Here is a 16,793-nt window from a genome sequence, read left to right on the forward strand (position 1 = left end):
TTATTTTCTTTGATGATAAATGGAGTATCTTTCGGTTCATCAGGTAAAATAGCAATAAACTCAATGCTCTTATTTCCATTATTAGGAGCCATTCTTGGGATGAAAGGTAAAAAGGGTATTGGTAAATGGTTATTAACAATACTTAATATTATTGCACTGATTACAATAGGATACCTTCTTTTGCTCAGTGGAATGGGTGAAGCATAAGTAAACTTAGCTGAATTTCTTTCTAGTAGGTGGTTTGATTAAAAAAGATATCATATTTGAGTGAATTTCTTTTGGATGATCGAAACAGGATTGTTAAATAGGAGTGAAGAGAATGAATGAACTGCTTTTAGTCTCAATTTTAGTGTTTGTATATTTGACTTATAAGTTATTGCGGGTCTTAAAAAACAAAGAAGTTCCTAGAGGCAACAGAAGAATTGCTTGGTCTTTGTATAGTTTATCGGTAATGGGATTAATAGTTGTGAACATCTACTTTTCATATAGCTCTTATTAAAGTAAAGAGTATTGTTGGTCCAGATGAACTAGCCGCCTTTTACCTTGAATTTCTGAAAGAGGATATTTATGCGCTCATTAAATGAAAACGATATATTAACTTACGCATCACGAGCACTTTGGAATTCAATTCCTAAGAATTTAAATGCAGTGACTATACATTTACTTCCTGACCAACAGCGATATATTTGGTTGAATTATTTCCATCAGTCTCCCTCCTAACGAACATGAATTTACTAAAGGTGTATGTGCATTTTACTAATCCATTTAAAGAAGTTGTATGGTATCCCTTTTTCGAGGCTCCGCCCACTCAAGAGGATATAAACTTACAACTTAAAGCTGCCCGTAATTTTGCATCAGCTTTTTTAACCAAACCAACTTAAAGGGTTGTGCAAGAAAAGAATAAAGAAGTTTTACCTGAATCACAATTAATTTTTGGTAGGTGTGGCTATTAGGCCGAGCTTTTTATTATTTACAAATTGTACAGATTGTTAACAAAGGGGTTCCTAGAAGGATTCCCTTTGTTTATTTTATAAAGCTCCTAACAATTTAAATGATGTATCCTGATGTCGTTCCACACTGTATTATGTGGAACGATAAAAATATTACCAACAAGCAACCAGGGGGTTAATCGAGCAGGATTCACACCCTTTTTTGTTGGATTCAAAAAGTAATGAGCATTTATTATAAATAAGATTAAACGGAGGTTGAGATGCGAAAGGTTTATTTAGATAGATCAGAATTAACTGGAGCCATAAATGTAAATTTAAAAGATACTGAGGTTATACCAGCAGGCACAACAATTTATCCTATGAGTGTTTATCATAAAAACGACGAGTATCAAAAATTGGCTAACGATTATGATATTCAATTTATCTTTGACGATGATGTTCCACATTTGGAATTTTATACGGTTCCATATATAGATATTATGGCAAAAGATAGTAAAGGTGGATTTATCGGAACTGTTGGTCAACAATGTGATTTGGAAAGTGACGCACCAATTTGTTACATCAACAGGCATTTAGAGTGCTTGATCATTTCTGAAAACGGTGAGGATTTTCTAAGTTATATAGAATCATGGCAAGACAACTTGAAACCCTATGATAAAATTACCGTTTATCCTTCGAAAGCAGAAGCAGAAATGGAACTAGAATTTATCGATTTATCTTTCTAGTCCTCCACATTATAAATTCATATTTGATCTAACGGTGAAGCATTCCTGTAATGAAAGAAAATGGAGTTTGAACAAAAAAACCTCTTGGTAGAATGAGAGAGTCCTGACGCTGGCCAGCAAAAAGGACAAATATCTCAAATACCAGGAGGCTTTAAAATGAATTATAACCAGAATAAGAAGATTGCTCAAATAACTTCTCAGACTCTTATTATAGGAGTCGATATTGCAAAATTCAAGCATGTGGCACGTGCCCAGGATTTCAGGGGAATAGAGTTTGGATCCCCATGTCAATTTGAAAATACTAAAGAGGGAATTGAGCATTTTCTTAAATGGATTTCGGAAATCAAAAAAGTCTTTTTGCTTTCGAAGTCCAAATTTATCCTCGTAAGATAAATCCAACCATAATGACGACATTGCAGCCTGAAATGGCTACTAGTGGAATACTGTGAAAACCAGAGAAATCGGGCGTTTTAACTTCTTTTATTGAGGGAGATTAGTTAAACAGTTAGGCTTGAAGATGCGGGTTGGTTGTTGTGGATAATATTAATTGAAGATGCGAAATCTAACTGTAAAAATTTATGGGAGTGAGCATCGTGAAGAAAATAATTGTTCTCTTTACAATTTTATTAATGTTTATCACAAATAACTTGGTTAATGCTAAACCCCCAGAGCCAAAGGAAATTAAACCGTATGCAGAAGATTGGTATGTTACACCGGAAGATATCATTCGAGATATTATATTTCCAGCCATTGATAAAAGGGTAGTTAAAGAGTATGGAGGAAAAGAGGCTTCTGGTTTTGGGTGGCAGCAACAGAGGATTGTTAATATTGTTTATAACAATAATCATTCTTATGATATTTCCTTAAGAATTCAAGTTCCTGAAAGTAACAATAAACCATTTGAGTATACAGAAGACTTGGTTAAAGTAAGAGTATCGCCATCTTGTGATAGTCCTAAAATTGGATGTAGTCACGGCTTTAAGGTGGAAGTATTAGATTACGAACATAAGTAACGGAAAAAGGTGTTTCCGGTAGAACCTATTGAAATGACCTTCTTCACCTAACTCGTGCGTTGATCCAGGAAGGATTAACGTCTTTTTTATGAATTCCTTATGGAACGGAGCAGGATTGTTCAATAAGAATGAAGATATTATTATTAAAATCTTTATTATTAGGGAGGATCCGACTATAAAAAATATTATTTTAATTTTAAAGCCTATTTGGATATCCCAAACAGGCTTTAATTTCGGCTAAAGTTACTCTATACGAAGAGCAACTATGTCACGGCAGTCGACAAAAAGAGTGGTACCTGGCTCTTTTTCTTCGTCTTTAAACGTTGCACAGCAAGTTCTATTATTAATTCTCAAGAAGATTACATCTTCTAATACTTTACCACCTGATAAAAATACATCTACTTCTGTTCCTCGCTCTAACCTGTTTAGTATATTACAAGCACATTTATCACATCTGCTGCGGCTTGAACTTGTCCTCTTTTGATGACCCTCATTAGAATCACAGTATTCACACATTATCATTATCCTCCTTTCATTTATTGAATTACTTGCAATATCAATATATGTGGAGAAAAAAATGGTGTATAAACAAGTTCCCTGATTCAAAGGCACATTTTATTCTGATAATGAAAACCAAGTTCAAATTATAGATAAACTCAAAGAAACAATTTGGGGCAAAATCCCCCCAATATGCAGTCGAAAATGATGAACCCTACTTTAAATACAAACGATGCAGGGAGTTGAAGAAGAGCTCTTGAATACTATCTCACTTTTTAGTCTCTGAAGAACTAACACAAAATAAAAGGTACTTCACTATAGTGAAAGCACCTGTATTATAATTTAATCCCAAACTCGTATCCTTGGAACCCCTGCAGTTCTTAAATAATCCAATAGCTGACCAGTGTGAATTGATTCGTGGTAGGCAATACGGAGGAGCATATCCCCCAAGTCTCTTATGTATCCTGAATCAGAGCGGTCTATCTTTATATTTGTTAAATCTTCCTCAGAAAATGACTTGATTGTGTCGAAGAACTTATTACGATATGGTTTTGCAAACTCCAATTCCGCGCTTACTGTAGTGAAAGGCCTGTTTTCGAAAGGAGAAGTAAACTCTGAAAGGCTCCCTCTATTAATGATAGCTAGGTGATAATAATGTTCGCTTTCCAAAACATGCCTGATCATTTCTATGCAATTCATGGCTTCATCATCAGGCTTCCATTTTAGTTTTTCTTCAGGTATTGATGACCACACCTTAATGCTTCTTCTTCTAACTTCATTGAAGTTTAAAATAATTAGGTCAATTGAATTCAAAAAGAGACCCTCCCTTGATAGTCATAAATAAATAATACACGAATATATGTTCTTGCGGGACTTTTTGTTGAAGTTTATTAGAAATTATATTAACGAATTATAACGATGTAGTTTTGCTAGAAGGTATTCAAGCACTGTATTGTGTAATGTTATAGAGTTATTATTAAACAAACGGCGCAGTAATGTTGAAGAAGGATTTAATATTAAAAAGTAGAACTTTTCTATATTAAGCGACAGTTAAGGAGTGGAGAAGTTGGCTAAGAAAGAAGACATTGTTATCCGAAGAGCGAAGTTAGAAGATGCTTTAGCGATTTTATATATACAAAAAGAAGTAGTATCGGAAGGCGATTATTTAATAACTCTTTCTGAGGAATTTAATAAGACCTTAGAACAACAAAGAGAATGGATAGGGATGATTTTGCAAAACGACAAAGAAACCATGTTGGTTGCAGAAATTTCAAATGAGATAGTAGGCTGGATAGTGCTTATGTCACCAAACAGAATAAGGCTTTCTCATACTGGTTCAATTGGAATGATGATAAAGAAAGATTATCGAAGCATGGGGATTGGTAAGTTATTGATGAAAGATATGTTGGATTGGGCGGAACAAAATCCATTTATTGAAAAAGTTTCTTTAGGTGTATTCTCAACAAATGAAAGAGCAATAGCTTTATATAAGGGTATGGGGTTTGTCGAGGAAGGAAGAAAGATTAAAGAATTCAAGATGGATACCAATGAATATGTAGATGATATCTTAATGTACAAACTTGTCTAAATACTGTTGTGTTAATGGGAGCGTTGATCCTGGATTAACGCGTATTTTTTGAAACTTCTTATTAAAGTAAAGGGGCAGGTTTGTTGAAGAATGATTGTTGCAAAAAACTAAACTTATATCTACTTTTTCTATGTATTAGTATATTAACATTAAATGTTAATAAAAGGAAAAAATTTCATCTGGAGTAATTGATATAGGGGAAGAAAAAGAGGTGAATGACAACGAATAAAACCAAGAGATTACCCAATTTAGATGGCACGATGGTATTCTTAATTTCCGTTTTAGTTTTTGATTTGATTGTTATTATAATGTCTATCAATAATTTTTATTTTTCCTTTGTAAAATCCACTAATAATAAGTTGCCCATCCTGCTTACTTTAGTTGCATTTTATGTTTTTGCTTTTGCTCACAAGATAGACCGAGTATTAACTATTATCGTCACGATTACAGCATTCCTATTTTTAGGATTGTTTTCGGTAACTAACAACTCCTATCATACCATTGACTCCCCAACAGGTAACGTAAAGGTAATGATAGGACATAGAAATGCCACCTTAGGAGAAACCAATCACTTTTATAACTTTTATCTTTATACATCAATTCCTGGTCTGATGAAAAAGGTGAAAGAACATAGTATTCAGACGAGGCGAATTACCGCTGACGACTTAGAAGTGCTGGGAGTAGATGAGGCTGAATGGATAGACGACGAGAAAGTAATTTTCCACTCTCCCTATGTAGAAGATACACAAGTTGATTTAAAACAGTAGGGATTAGATTCATTTATACAATATTAGTCTCCGAAATGGTGCACTATTGAACTAACGGGTGCGATGATCCAAAAGGATTTTCGCCCTTTTTTGTCGAATTCCTTATTAAACAAACGATGCAGGATAGTTAAATAAGAAACCTCATGAATTAAACAAAAAATTAGAAGTAAAAGGGTGTTCTATGAATCTTAATAAAGATTTTTTATTACGAATTTCTAATATAGATTGGTTCTCCAATAGTGGGTTTGAAGTTAAAACTAATATTAATTTCCCTGTCAAATACGTTGAGTCTTGGGAGGAAGCCAGAGAGTCCTATCTAAAGCCTGAATGGGAAAGGATTACACTTGAATATCAAAATGAACTAACCAGCTTATTACATAGAAAATATCGTCCGCAATACATTAATTGGAATAGTATGGTTAAAGAAGCAAAGGGATTTATCGAAAAAGAGATAGTTCCAAAAATAGGGATCATAAAGGAACAGAACAACCTAGATCAAGTTTTTATTGATTGTGTAAAATGGGATATTGTAAATGCAATTATGGAAAGTTCATTTAGCATAAGGGAGAATGAAGTCAACTTTTTTAAAGAGCTATTAATAGTATATGAATCGGGAAACTTTCCTTGTGGAGCTAAAGTGAATGATAATTTAGTTACATTACTGGTATATTAAGGTTCTTCAACTAAAGTTGCAGGTTAATGAAAGAAGGAATTGACGTTAATTTTAAAGAATAATTTATTTATCTTAGCTAAGGTGTGGTCATATTAAATGAAAAAGCAATTTAAAAATCAGCACCGATTGTTAGAAAGTTTCGGTTATGAATTTCTTGTATCTTGTCCCAATTGTAAAAGTAAAGCAAAGGTTATCTCGTTGGGAGAACATTCCCCTTATAGAACGGGAATTACAAAAAGGTTTCTTTGTTTACACTGTGGAATGACTAAAGAATTTGCACCAAAAAATAACTGCTTTAACCAATCCATAATTTCTTACGGTAGTAAATGGAATGAGGGCTATATAAATATTGGAGGGGCATATGATTGGTATTTTGGCTATCCTTTATATTTACAAATAGCCTGTTGTGGTCATACTTTATGGGCATATAACCTGGAACATCTAGAGTATATAAAAAATTACGTTGAAGCTGAAATAAGAGAAAATGGAACTTATTATTTAAGTGTTGAAAGCAGACTACCTTTTTGGATAAAATCTACAAAAAATAGAGATGCAGTATTGAAAGCAATTTCAAAATTAGAAAAAGTAGCTAATCAGACCTAAAAGAATACACATCAAAAATTTATTTTGTGAAGATTTTTACTTAAACTATAGGGTGCGATGATCCAGGAAGGATTACCGCACTTTTTTGTTGAATTCCTTATTGAAACAAACGAAGCATTATATGGAAGAAGGTATCCCAAATTTGTGTTTAAAAAAGCATCCAGTTAGCTGTCTTATCAGGTATAGTTTTGGAGGGAATTATGAACAGACTATTTAAACTTTTCATTTGCAATCTTGTATTGATAATTTTCTTAGTCAGTTGTTCAAATTCAACAAATGAGTCAGAGGATAAGGAAGACATAAATCTATATGCATCGTCGTTTGAGAAACTGCTAGATGATTATCCGCAATTGGAATCCACATATAATAGAATACCTACAAAACTTCATGATAAGATTGTTGCTCCATCGCTAGAAGAAATCCCTTTTAAAGTAGAGGATGTAAAGTTAGATTACGATAATGACCCAACAGGAATGATTCCTGCAATAATGATTCTATACACTGGAAATAATAAAAGGGTTACAAGTACGGTTTGGTATCATGATGGTACTTCTATTCCTGGTAAAGAGTTATTGTTGGATCATGGTATCAAGGCTTTTTACCTCAACAATATAGAGGAAATAGCTATTACTTGGAGAGATCCTGATAAGGATAGTAAGCTATTATACCGTGTAGGATTGGTAACGTTTGAAAAGGGTTCATTAACTAAAGCAAAAAATCAATTATCTAAGGATGATGCTGTATCTATCGCTAATAGTATGATTAATAAATACTATCGTTCTAGAAGCGACACACAGAACGATTAACTCTTATTTTTCATAAAATGATAATTAGTTGTTACTAAAGTTAATGTGGCATTTTAGCAGAACAAGAAATAATACAATAAAAGGAATTATATCTCTTTTGGAGGCTTTAAATGTTCGATAGATTTTGCAAAACATTTGATGTGAAATACAAAGATTATGAAACAGAGCTACACGGTAACCACCTAGCTATATTGGAACAGTCGTCTGGTGCAGTGACATTTATGAAGGAGTTTCAGGGTCAAACCTTTAAAGATGGTTTGTATAGAGTACATAAAGCAAGTGAACTAGATAAATGGAATCACATTATATATGAAGCATTTCCAGTCTATACAAATAAGATTTTCTGCTTTTCTTATGATTGGCTAGGGAGACACTTTGCATTAGATTTTACAAGAATGAGTGAAGGCGAACCGATGATATTGATGCTTGAGCCTGGTACTGGGGAAGCACTTGAAATTCCTTCAACTTTTCTAACTTTTCACGAAGAGGAATTGGTTGAATATCCAGATGCAGCTTTAGCTATTGATTTCTTTAATGATTGGAAAAAGGAGAATAGCATGTCCTTAGATCGTAGCAATTGTGTTGGGTACAAGCTGCCTTTGTTCTTAGGTGGTGAAGATGAAATAAGTAACTTAGAGGTATCAGATATGGAAGTTTATTGGGGGGGTATGGGGCAATTGAACAAACGTTTATTTTAGATTTCTTATTAAAAGAACGGTACAAAAGTTGAATGCCAACTGTCATTGTAGTAGTCAGTTTTTCTTTTGTGCTAACGATGCAGGATTGTTGAAGAAGAAATTTAATATGGAGGTGTAATTGTATGCCATTAGAACAGGAAGTAATGGGTTTGTTAATTGGTGGGGTGTCTATTGTGATGGGGATTGCAATTTTAGCCACTGTGTTCCTTTGGATGGAAAATAAAAATCAACGTACTGGATATATCTGGACATTATTCCATTTGCTATTAATTTCTGTTGCAGCATATTTTGTATTAAAGGGTATTGCCTTCGACTATAATCATCCGATGGCTTCAGAAGAGATTTCACTCCAGATAGGTATTTCTGGGGTTATTTGGGCGTTTAGTATGATTTGCTTGGTAATAGCATTATTTAGCTTTTCAAAAGAGAGAAAGCATAACGGCTATTAAACAATTGGGTGAGTTGATCCGGGAGGATTAACTCACCTTTTTGCTGAATTCCTAATTGAACAAACGAAGCAGTTATGATGCTTGGCGGGTATTTATGCCCTATGCAAAAGAAAAACGACTTGAGCATTACAGATTTAAATCATATGGTAAAGAACGGGTACGAGGAGTTTATCATATACAAAACCTGAATAGTTATCATAGAATGGGGTGGCAACAAAGTACCTCGACCATTATTTGAGCTGGTTTCAATTTTTAGACCAAATCAGACACCGTAATGACGATACAACGGTTAGCAAAATGATTATTGAAAGCTGCCTGTTCCCAACAAATGCGACCTATGATAAACTTGGATTATCAAAATTTTCCAAATGATTAAATTTTAAAGGAAATGGGGAAGTCAATTGGTACAAAGCACACAAAACATTTACTCACCGCCAAAACATATAGTTTCAGCAGCGACTATTGTAATCAATGAACATAAAGAAATACTGTTAATTAAGGGACCTAGAAGAGGTTGGGAAATGCCAGGTGGACAAGTAGAAGAAGGTGAATCTTTAAAAAATGCGGCAATAAGGGAAACTAAAGAGGAAACAGGTATTGATGTTGAGATACTAAAATTTTGTGGAATATTTCAAAATGTAAACCGTTCAATATGCAATACGTTGTTTTTAGCTAAGCCAGTTGGAGGCAAATTAACTACTACACCAGAAAGTTTGGAAGTTGGGTTCTATCCTATTGAGCAAGCTTTAGAAATGGTAACTTTTATGAACTTTAGACAAAGAATTGAATACTGTTTGAATGAAGACACACGACCTTTTTATATTGAATTTTAATAATTTTAAATTCCATAATAGATGACTCTAGTTAAAACAGGGGACTCCATTACAATTATGGAGTTCCCTTTCTTTATATAAAAAATCAACATTATCCTTTAACATAGCTAACCATAAAAAAACTCAGAGCTTATTGCTCTAAGAAATTTTTAAGTACTTTATTTGCCAAGGTATTAATTAGTTAAAAACGAATTCAGGAATATTTCATCGTTTTTCAATACGTAATAAAATTCATACTCAATGCTGTTCTGAGCGAAATTAACTGTGATTAAATCATCCTCTAAATGTATTCCACGAAATTCAAGAAGGCCATAATCTAGATTATGAATAAATTTCTGCTCAATCTCATTAAATTTAAAAGAGTCATTTTCTTTGTCTATGGTAACAGAGTCATCAGCAACAGATTCAAGATATTCATAATCTTTTTTAAGCATTCTATCAAATATTTTTAATGTCTGATTTATAGTGGTTCTTAGTTGGTCAGAGGTTACGTTTGGTCTTTGTTCTAACAATTTTTCAAGCTCTTCCTTCTCCTGATCATTTGAAACACTTACGGAACTGTTTGTTGGTTTTGCATTTTTTTCAATGCTCGTTTCCTTATCGCTACAACCAACTAATAAGAAAACAAATGAAATTAGAAACATTATCTTCTTCAAAATCCCACCCCTTCCTATATATGGATTTTATCACAAAAAAGATATCAATATACCCTCTAATGTCACTGGAGTTAGTGATTAAAAAAACTAAGTTTGTGAACAAATGTACTTAAACTAAAGGGTGCTTTACTTTAATAAAGAAGTAAAAGAAAAGAACTAGAATTTTTCATATCTAGTTCCTTCTTTATTGCTAAATAGGATGCGCTTTGGTTTGCTAATTCATATATGAAACTTGTTGTTATTTGCTATGCTTTTTCCTATTTTGCATTTCAAAAGAGATAATGTTACTTTGCAGGATAATGGGTTCTCTATTGGAGTGCAAAACGTAAAAAATCAAAACAAAAGGCATGCTGAATCCATATGATTTTGCATGCCTTTTAATTGATATATCAAGGTTTATGACGTTTTTTCATAAGAATTAACACTGTATTTAGCACACTGATTAGCAGCATGAGAATGGTCATCATCACACTGTTATTTTATATGCTATAATACCAACCATTTTATTCAAAGTGAGCTTGATTTCGTATACAGGACATATTCGGAAAAAATAAATCTGTAATAATATGTTATCCTGTTGCTTCATACCTTCTCTTTTACAAGAAAGTTGTGGCAAGGTAGAAGCCCTTCCTTAAATTCCTTACTAACCCTTTTTGAATCGTAGGCACAAACAGAAAGAAGATTTGTTTCGGTCACAATTTTATCAGCTTCATTTTCAGAATCCAATAATTTTTTACTTACTTCCCGCTCATCCCGCCATTCTACATGGGCCCAGCTTCGGGCGACTAAATCAAGTTCTGAATTACCTCCAGTTAAGTCGGGAAGATAATCGAAAACAGAATTAACTCTAAAGTCTCCCGTGGCATAATAGAAGTCATAATTATTGACAAACACCACTTTTTCTAATTGGCATTCATTCACTAATAACGTGAGTCTTTTTTTAATCAACAATGTATTTCGATCATTTTCTACAATGATACAATATTCATTCAGTTCCAAACCGGAAGTGATAAATTCGGCCGCATTTAAAATATACTGATCCTGATTCTCATAGAAATATAAAACATGGCCCTTAGTAAGGTTTTGAATTTCATTAACTTCCATTAAATGCGTACTTTCCACATGTGCACCCCATTGAAATAGACATATGAGCCTTTAAATAACTTTATCACAAATTTATATTGAAAAGGGTTCCGCCAGCAAAATAAAACATTAAATAAGCTAAACAGGCAGTTTAGCATTCCTGTAGATTGTTGTTTTTGAGCTTTGATAAAAATAGGGCTCCTCAGTAAGATATGAGTTAGACACGACTCAAATTCAACCTTAAGGAGGAATTTTTTATGCTGTTTATGTTGATTGTCAAAGCCTCGAAGAATTCAGAAGGCGGAAATCTCCCGAGCCCAGAGCTCATGGAAGCCATGGATAAGTACAATGAGGAATTAGATAAGGCAGGTGTGCGGGTTATGGCTAAAGGGCTTCATCCAAGTACAAATGGGATTCGCATTTATTTCCCGAAAACAGGTGGAAATCCGGTGGTTACGGACGGCCCATTTCCGGAAACAAAGGAATTGATTGCCGGGTTCATTTTGATTGATGTGAATACGAGGGAAGAAGCCATCGAGTGGGCCATGCGGATGCCCGACCCGCAAGGACAAGGGGAAGGTCAGATTGAATTACGACAAGTATTTTAGGCACGAGAGGTAACCAAGGATCTTTTAAGCAAGAACTCAAGCTAATTATTAGTTGAAACTTGTTTCTTCTTTTTCACTAACGGTACTATATAAATTATTATTTTTGTGTTAAAATTTTAATGTCTGAAAATTCAGTCGAAAATTTTCATTTAGGAGGTAGATATTATGCCAAAGAAAAAATATATTGGGATAAATAATACTAAGGGGAATACGTCTAAATAAATTTAATAATGCGTTTCCCTATAATTGAAAGGGGAAAATCACTTGAATCAAACATTATTAATTATTGATGCCCAACAAGAGTTAATTGATGGAAATCAGAAAGAAAGTGCTGTATTTAATAAAGAACAACTTATAAGTAATATCAATTCAGTAATTGAAAAAGCAAAAACATTCGGTGTTCCAGTTGTCTTTGTAAGAGATTTAGATGTTGCTCAAGGGAAAGATAAAGGATTTCAGGTTCATGAAGAAATTAATATTCCTGCGAATACAAGGATTTTTGATAAAGCTGCAACGAATTCTTTTCATGGAACAGGACTACTGAATTACCTAAAATCTCAAAAGATTGAGCATGTCGTTATAATGGGGTGTAAAACTGAGCACTGTATAGACAGTGCAGTCAGAACAGCCACGATTAGCGGGATGGATGTTACATTAGTAGGTGATGGACATTCAACCACGGCTAGTGGTGATTTAAGTGCAGAACAAATTATTAATCATCATAATAAAATTCTTCATGGTCATTACAATGTGGAACACTTTTCAGTTGTTAGAAATGCAATAGAAGACTTGTTCAATCCAATTCATGATTCATATAGGTAAATAGAAAATATAGAATAGAAATTTTTCATATTAACAGTAAAAGCCCAATTTCTTACTAAGAAATTGGGCTATTTTAATTTGTTATAAAACTTATTAAGTTAAGTTTTAAAAATCAATTAAATCAAAAATAATGCACCTATACTATAGGATGCTTTACTTGAACAAAGAATACAAATGAAAGGAGCTAAGATTTTTTAGATCTAGCTCCTTTTTTATTAAGCGGTTTGGCCTGCTATTTCATAATGCTTTTTTCAAATTTGCACTTCAAAAGAAAACCCATTACTTGGCTGGAAGGAAATGTCCCTTTGCTTTCTATTTTGAAATCGGCTCGGCATTAAATAGCTTTACTTCTGTTGGAGCGGCCATGAATTGTGGTGCTTTGGCCATGAAGGTGGTAAAATGCTCTGCCTGGTTATGATGCTTGACGGCCTCCATGTCTTTCCATAATTCAACCATTGTGTAGGCACCGGCTTCTTCGGTGTCTTTTAAAAGGTCATAGGAAACATTGCCTTGCTCGGCTCTTGATGCTTCGATTAATGGCTTTATTTCTTTTAGAAATTCCTGTTCTACGTCTGCTTTTACTTGAAAACCGGCATGAATGATAATCATTGTTCATTTCTCCTTTTTCTATTATTTCCACTGTGCGATGACATCTACAGGCAAGCGGACTGATTGGTACCCCTGGTCAGCGGCTTTCCCGATGGAGATGAGCATGACAGGGTAAAAACGATCCTTGTCCAGGTCAAAGGCTTCTGCGATTTGGTCTTTTTCGTATCCGCCAATTGGGTTTGTATCATAGCCGTGTGCGCGAGCTGCGAGCATCAATTGCATGGAAACGAGTCCAGCATCGATGAGGAACATTTCTTTCTTTTGCTCGGTTGTCATGGTTTCCACAAGTCCTGCGATTGCGGGAACCTGTTGGTCTCTGACTTCAGCTGGCATGAACCCTTTTTCCACTGCAGTATTATAGATCGTTTCCAGGTATTCTTCACTGTTCATGTCTACAAACACTGCGATCATGGCCGCTGATGTTTCGACTTGTCTCTGGTTGAATTTTGCTAAAGGTGCAAGGGTTTCTTTTCCTTCCTTCGAATCAATCACGACGAAACGCCATGGCTGCAGGTTCACGGAGGATGGAGCCAGAGTTGCTTCCTCAAGGATTTGCGCCATTTCTTCCTTGCTGATTTTCACGTCAGGATCATAGTTCCTGATGGAGCGGCGTCCTGTGATGATTTCTTTGAAGTCGTTCTGTGTAAGTGTGGTCATGTTGTACTCTCCTTCTGTTCGTCTTGGTGTAAGGTTAAATCTCTTCTATATTCTTTTGGAGGCGTGTAAGCATTTGGAGAAGAGTTTCAGTTTCTTCGTTTGTAAAACCTTTCAGGAAGCTGGAAATGAACCGTCTCTTTTCTTCGCAGTACGCGCTCACTCTCCGTTTTCCCTCTTCAGACAGCTGGACATAGGTAAACCGCTGATCTTCAGAATTTTTCCTGCGGATTACCATCCCGTCATCTTCAAGCTGTTTCAGATGCCTGGTCACCGCCGCATGATCAATATTGACTTTTTTCTGAAGTGCCCTCTGAGTGATTACCTCCGATTCATAAATTACCCGGAGAATCTCAAGCCGTGATGGACTGATGCCAGCACAGCGCTCAAACTTCGCCATGGCTTTTTTGTTTATCTCGGACAACCTTTGGATGATGAGTTCATTTTCCATGCTGCCGTTCTCCATCTGCAACCGCCGCCTTTGATTAATTGATAGCTCAATTATTGATACGTCAACTAATATAGTATGAAATAACCGTGAAGTCAAATGATGAACCCTGGGAATTTAAGGATCCCAACAGAAAAGCTAATTCTCTTATATCTTAAAGCAAAGGGATGAAACTTATGCTTCTGTTTTTAGGGAGGGATAGCTGACGGTGCGTCCCACGGACTGAAGGGCAAAAAGAAGCAAAGGATTATCCATTGCTTCGCGAGAGTTGAGACGACCTACCTTTTTAAGTCTTTAGGTACCTCCACCAAAAACCCATTAAGGAAGGATCGGACATTGTTCTTTTGTAAAAGAAGAAGGTCTTCAGTTGCATCATCCTGCCCTTTTAAATGGGCGACTTCATTATTGATCCTCTCCATTTTCAAATCCAGTTCAGCAGCAGAAAGGGCTGCGTCCTTAAGATCCTTTTTAATCCTTTCCGGAATCTCCTTATCATACTTATAGTAAATTTTATGCTCGAGACTGGCCCAGAAATCCATGGCGATGGTACGGATCTGCAATTCGACAAAGACCATTTCGACTCGGTCAGACATGAAAACCGGAATTTTAATAATGAGATGGAGACTCTGATAACCGTTTGGTTTTGGATTTTTGATATAATCCTTTCGTTCAACCAGCTCTATGTCCTGTTGTTTTTCAATCATCTGGCTTATTTTATAAACATCCGTAATGAAGGGACAGATGATCCGGATTCCGGCTATGTCTTTGATATTCTCCCTGATCGATCCAATTGAAAACTCAAGGTTCTTCCTTTGCAGTTTTTTCATGATGCTCTCGGGTGATTTAATTCTTGAATTGCAATGTTCGATTGGATTGTAATCATGAATGTGGATGAATTCTTCTTTTAAAATATTGATTTTGGTATTGATTTCATCCAATGCGAATTTATAGAGTAACGAAAACCTTTTTAGGTCGTTCCGCAATTTTTTAGGATTGATGGTATACTGCTGAGTCAATTCCTCCATTTGTACACTGCTCCTTGAAGTTTGAAATTCAGTTTCCTGCTATCCCTCGAGAGGGTATAAATGTTCCATTTTCCATTGCAGCCACTGGAATTTACGAACCTTCCTCGGAAGGAACTGGCGGATTTCCTCCTCGTTATACCCAACTTGAAGCTTCTTGTTATCCACGATCAGCGGGCTTTTTAATAACCGTGGATGTTGATGGACAATCTCCAGTAACTCAATTAAGGAAAGTTTGTCAAAATCGATATTAAGGGTCTTGTATGGAAGGGATCTCTTAGAGATAATGTCATCCGTGCCATCCGTTGTCATCCGCAGCAGTTCCTGAAGTTCACGAACCGTTAAAGGCTCCTCCATCATATTCCTTTCGACGAAAGGGATTTTGTTATTGATCATCCACTTTCTTGCTTTCTTCGTTGATCTGCATCCTAATCCATAAATCGTTACAGTCATTTATCGTGCACCTCCGAATGGTAGATTCCGTGTTTCAGCAAACTCATGCTAAGTTTGAACGATTCAATTGCCTCTTCATCCGATAAGCCCTTTACCGTTTTTTCAATTAAGTTGTTAAAGGCCAACGCAGAGACGACTTTGAAGATATGCAGCAGCTCTTTTTCTGCATGGATATTCAAAAGTTTTCGATCAATCAGTTTCCCGATCTTCTTATATTCCTCTTTTTCCAGATAAGCATCCCAGATACTTGTAAAAGAGCTTTCGACTCTATTTGTGGTGTAGAGCAGGGCATTTTTTAAAAATTGCTTCTCTTCTTCATCTGATAAGGCAAGCAAGAAGTAATTCTGGAGTTCAATCAGTGCCTCGATTAAGTCACCCTGATGTTTTTCCAATAATGCGCTGAAATAGATTTTGGCCATTTTCAATTTATCCTCTAATAAATAGAAATATAAATCGTCTTTATCCTCGAAATATTGATAAAAGCTGCCCCTCGATATTCCCGCTTCTTTCACAATATTCGCGATGGACGCTTCGAAAAGGGGAGCCCTGGTGAACTCGGTTTCTGCTGATTCAATAAGCTTTTTCCTTTTAGGCTCTGGCAAATTAAAAAACGTTTGCTTAGGGATGGTAATCACCTCAGTTTAGGGATGTGACACTGTGTCATATTATAGTTAAATAATATATGACACAGTGTCATATGTCAATGTGACAACATGTCATATTTCTTGAAAAAGGTGGATGGAGCAGTGCATCGCATCCAGGGCTGATAGGAAAGATTGTTAATCAACCTTAATAATCTTTTACATAATGTTAATGAACGATAAATGTCTGCTTT

23 protein-coding genes and 2 pseudogenes are annotated in these 16,793 nt (G+C 35.2%); 15 read left to right on the forward strand and 10 right to left on the reverse strand.

The features are described 5' to 3' along the window. Nucleotides 1-567: 567 nt before the first annotated feature. The 4 genes and pseudogenes from M3593_RS24375 (at nt 568) to M3593_RS16820 (ending at nt 2,688) form a co-directional block, all read left to right on the forward strand. Nucleotides 568-720 (forward strand): MafI2 family immunity protein, encoded by a 153-nt coding sequence (locus M3593_RS24375; RefSeq protein ID WP_483308925.1) that lies wholly within the window; start codon nt 568-570, stop codon nt 718-720. A 490-nt stretch (nt 721-1,210) separates the two neighbouring features. After that, nucleotides 1,211-1,675, forward strand: a complete 465-nt coding sequence (locus M3593_RS16810) for a hypothetical protein (protein WP_251543669.1) — start codon at nt 1,211-1,213, stop codon at nt 1,673-1,675. Nucleotides 1,676-1,831: 156 nt separating this feature from the next. Further along, nucleotides 1,832-2,020 (forward strand): annotated as a pseudogene (locus M3593_RS16815) (IS110 family transposase); the annotation flags it as partial. A 248-nt stretch (nt 2,021-2,268) separates the two neighbouring features. Then, nucleotides 2,269-2,688: a hypothetical protein gene (locus M3593_RS16820; RefSeq protein WP_251543667.1), complete on the forward strand. Its 420-nt coding sequence runs from the start codon at nt 2,269-2,271 to the stop codon at nt 2,686-2,688. Nucleotides 2,689-2,931: 243 nt separating this feature from the next. Here M3593_RS16820 and M3593_RS16825 read toward each other — a convergent pair whose 3' ends face one another. Both M3593_RS16825 and M3593_RS16830 read right to left on the reverse strand, forming a co-directional pair. Then, entirely contained in the window at nt 2,932-3,120 is a 189-nt protein-coding gene (locus M3593_RS16825; protein WP_395883904.1) for a penicillin-binding protein, read from the reverse strand. Nucleotides 3,121-3,528: 408 nt separating this feature from the next. Next, on the reverse strand, nt 3,529-3,999 hold the full coding sequence (locus M3593_RS16830) for a DinB family protein (protein ID WP_251543665.1): 471 nt from the start codon (nt 3,997-3,999) through the stop codon (nt 3,529-3,531). Between the two features lie 253 nt (nt 4,000-4,252). Between M3593_RS16830 and M3593_RS16835 the strand changes: the two genes are divergently transcribed. The 9 genes and pseudogenes from M3593_RS16835 to M3593_RS16875 all read left to right on the forward strand — a co-directional run bounded on the left by M3593_RS16835 (nt 4,253) and on the right by M3593_RS16875 (nt 9,603). Then, a complete protein-coding gene (locus tag M3593_RS16835) occupies nt 4,253-4,774 on the forward strand; it encodes a GNAT family N-acetyltransferase (protein WP_251543663.1) in 522 nt (173 codons plus the stop codon). A gap of 215 nt (nt 4,775-4,989) precedes the next feature. After that, complete coding sequence (locus tag M3593_RS16840; RefSeq protein ID WP_251543661.1) at nt 4,990-5,541, forward strand: hypothetical protein; 552 nt, start codon at nt 4,990-4,992, stop codon at nt 5,539-5,541. 181 nt (nt 5,542-5,722) lie between these two features. After that, nucleotides 5,723-6,214, forward strand: coding sequence for a hypothetical protein (locus tag M3593_RS16845; RefSeq protein ID WP_251543659.1), 492 nt, complete (start codon nt 5,723-5,725; stop codon nt 6,212-6,214). Nucleotides 6,215-6,310: 96 nt separating this feature from the next. Continuing rightward, nucleotides 6,311-6,817 carry a hypothetical protein gene (locus M3593_RS16850; protein ID WP_251543657.1) on the forward strand — a complete coding sequence of 169 codons (507 nt, stop codon included), beginning with the start codon at nt 6,311-6,313 and terminating at the stop codon, nt 6,815-6,817. Nucleotides 6,818-7,017: 200 nt separating this feature from the next. Beyond that, entirely contained in the window at nt 7,018-7,623 is a 606-nt protein-coding gene (locus tag M3593_RS16855; RefSeq protein ID WP_251543655.1) for a hypothetical protein, read from the forward strand. A 110-nt stretch (nt 7,624-7,733) separates the two neighbouring features. Continuing rightward, nucleotides 7,734-8,321, forward strand: a complete 588-nt coding sequence (locus tag M3593_RS16860) for a T6SS immunity protein Tdi1 domain-containing protein (RefSeq protein WP_251543653.1) — start codon at nt 7,734-7,736, stop codon at nt 8,319-8,321. Nucleotides 8,322-8,443: 122 nt separating this feature from the next. Further along, the gene (locus tag M3593_RS16865; RefSeq protein WP_251543652.1) at nt 8,444-8,770 is read left to right on the forward strand and encodes a hypothetical protein; all 327 of its coding nucleotides are present in this window, start codon (nt 8,444-8,446) and stop codon (nt 8,768-8,770) included. Nucleotides 8,771-8,846: 76 nt separating this feature from the next. Further along, nucleotides 8,847-9,142 (forward strand): annotated as a pseudogene (locus tag M3593_RS16870) (IS1595 family transposase); the annotation flags it as partial. Between the two features lie 29 nt (nt 9,143-9,171). Further along, nucleotides 9,172-9,603 (forward strand): NUDIX hydrolase, encoded by a 432-nt coding sequence (locus M3593_RS16875; RefSeq protein WP_251543650.1) that lies wholly within the window; start codon nt 9,172-9,174, stop codon nt 9,601-9,603. A 173-nt stretch (nt 9,604-9,776) separates the two neighbouring features. Here M3593_RS16875 and M3593_RS16880 read toward each other — a convergent pair whose 3' ends face one another. Both M3593_RS16880 and M3593_RS16885 read right to left on the reverse strand, forming a co-directional pair. Beyond that, entirely contained in the window at nt 9,777-10,259 is a 483-nt protein-coding gene (locus M3593_RS16880; protein WP_251543648.1) for a hypothetical protein, read from the reverse strand. A 582-nt stretch (nt 10,260-10,841) separates the two neighbouring features. Beyond that, a complete protein-coding gene (locus tag M3593_RS16885) occupies nt 10,842-11,381 on the reverse strand; it encodes an MEDS domain-containing protein (protein ID WP_251543646.1) in 540 nt (179 codons plus the stop codon). A 218-nt stretch (nt 11,382-11,599) separates the two neighbouring features. On the opposite strand from M3593_RS16885, the gene M3593_RS16890 reads away from it, so the two are divergent. Beyond that, the gene (locus M3593_RS16890; RefSeq protein ID WP_251543644.1) at nt 11,600-11,950 is read left to right on the forward strand and encodes a YciI family protein; all 351 of its coding nucleotides are present in this window, start codon (nt 11,600-11,602) and stop codon (nt 11,948-11,950) included. A 264-nt stretch (nt 11,951-12,214) separates the two neighbouring features. After that, a complete protein-coding gene (locus M3593_RS16895; RefSeq protein ID WP_251543642.1) occupies nt 12,215-12,772 on the forward strand; it encodes a cysteine hydrolase family protein in 558 nt (185 codons plus the stop codon). Between the two features lie 312 nt (nt 12,773-13,084). Here the strand turns inward: M3593_RS16895 and M3593_RS16900 are convergent, their stop codons facing one another. The 6 genes from M3593_RS16900 to M3593_RS16925 form a co-directional block, all read right to left on the reverse strand. Beyond that, entirely contained in the window at nt 13,085-13,381 is a 297-nt protein-coding gene (locus M3593_RS16900) for a putative quinol monooxygenase (protein ID WP_251543641.1), read from the reverse strand. A gap of 21 nt (nt 13,382-13,402) precedes the next feature. Beyond that, nucleotides 13,403-14,038, reverse strand: coding sequence for a nitroreductase family protein (locus tag M3593_RS16905; RefSeq protein ID WP_251543638.1), 636 nt, complete (start codon nt 14,036-14,038; stop codon nt 13,403-13,405). Between the two features lie 34 nt (nt 14,039-14,072). Beyond that, entirely contained in the window at nt 14,073-14,501 is a 429-nt protein-coding gene (locus tag M3593_RS16910; RefSeq protein WP_251543637.1) for a MarR family winged helix-turn-helix transcriptional regulator, read from the reverse strand. Between the two features lie 260 nt (nt 14,502-14,761). Continuing rightward, a complete protein-coding gene (locus tag M3593_RS16915; RefSeq protein WP_251543635.1) occupies nt 14,762-15,508 on the reverse strand; it encodes a GTP pyrophosphokinase in 747 nt (248 codons plus the stop codon). A 39-nt stretch (nt 15,509-15,547) separates the two neighbouring features. After that, nucleotides 15,548-15,958, reverse strand: a complete 411-nt coding sequence (spx, locus tag M3593_RS16920) for a transcriptional regulator Spx (RefSeq protein ID WP_144475510.1) — start codon at nt 15,956-15,958, stop codon at nt 15,548-15,550. Further along, nucleotides 15,955-16,560: a TetR/AcrR family transcriptional regulator gene (locus M3593_RS16925; RefSeq protein WP_251543632.1), complete on the reverse strand. Its 606-nt coding sequence runs from the start codon at nt 16,558-16,560 to the stop codon at nt 15,955-15,957. The genes spx and M3593_RS16925 overlap by 4 nt, the downstream gene beginning before the upstream one ends. Nucleotides 16,561-16,793 lie beyond the last annotated feature (233 nt).

This window comes from Mesobacillus sp. MER 48 (assembly GCF_023714225.1).
Taxonomy (GTDB): Bacteria; Bacillota; Bacilli; order Bacillales; family Cytobacillaceae; genus Mesobacillus; species Mesobacillus oceanisediminis_A.

Coding starts and splice junctions, on each gene's coding strand:
- M3593_RS16915 (WP_251543635.1), bottom strand. CDS start 15,508: ATGGAGGAATTGACTCAGCAGTATACCATCAATCCTAAAAAATTGCGG.
- M3593_RS16845 (WP_251543659.1), top strand. CDS start 5,723: ATGAATCTTAATAAAGATTTTTTATTACGAATTTCTAATATAGATTGG.
- M3593_RS16865 (WP_251543652.1), top strand. CDS start 8,444: ATGCCATTAGAACAGGAAGTAATGGGTTTGTTAATTGGTGGGGTGTCT.
- M3593_RS16810 (WP_251543669.1), top strand. CDS start 1,211: ATGCGAAAGGTTTATTTAGATAGATCAGAATTAACTGGAGCCATAAAT.
- spx (WP_144475510.1), bottom strand. CDS start 15,958: ATGACTGTAACGATTTATGGATTAGGATGCAGATCAACGAAGAAAGCA.
- M3593_RS16890 (WP_251543644.1), top strand. CDS start 11,600: ATGCTGTTTATGTTGATTGTCAAAGCCTCGAAGAATTCAGAAGGCGGA.
- M3593_RS24375 (WP_483308925.1), top strand. CDS start 568: ATGCGCTCATTAAATGAAAACGATATATTAACTTACGCATCACGAGCA.
- M3593_RS16855 (WP_251543655.1), top strand. CDS start 7,018: ATGAACAGACTATTTAAACTTTTCATTTGCAATCTTGTATTGATAATT.
- M3593_RS16905 (WP_251543638.1), bottom strand. CDS start 14,038: ATGACCACACTTACACAGAACGACTTCAAAGAAATCATCACAGGACGC.
- M3593_RS16910 (WP_251543637.1), bottom strand. CDS start 14,501: ATGGAGAACGGCAGCATGGAAAATGAACTCATCATCCAAAGGTTGTCC.
- M3593_RS16850 (WP_251543657.1), top strand. CDS start 6,311: ATGAAAAAGCAATTTAAAAATCAGCACCGATTGTTAGAAAGTTTCGGT.
- M3593_RS16900 (WP_251543641.1), bottom strand. CDS start 13,381: ATGATTATCATTCATGCCGGTTTTCAAGTAAAAGCAGACGTAGAACAG.
- M3593_RS16840 (WP_251543661.1), top strand. CDS start 4,990: ATGACAACGAATAAAACCAAGAGATTACCCAATTTAGATGGCACGATG.
- M3593_RS16860 (WP_251543653.1), top strand. CDS start 7,734: ATGTTCGATAGATTTTGCAAAACATTTGATGTGAAATACAAAGATTAT.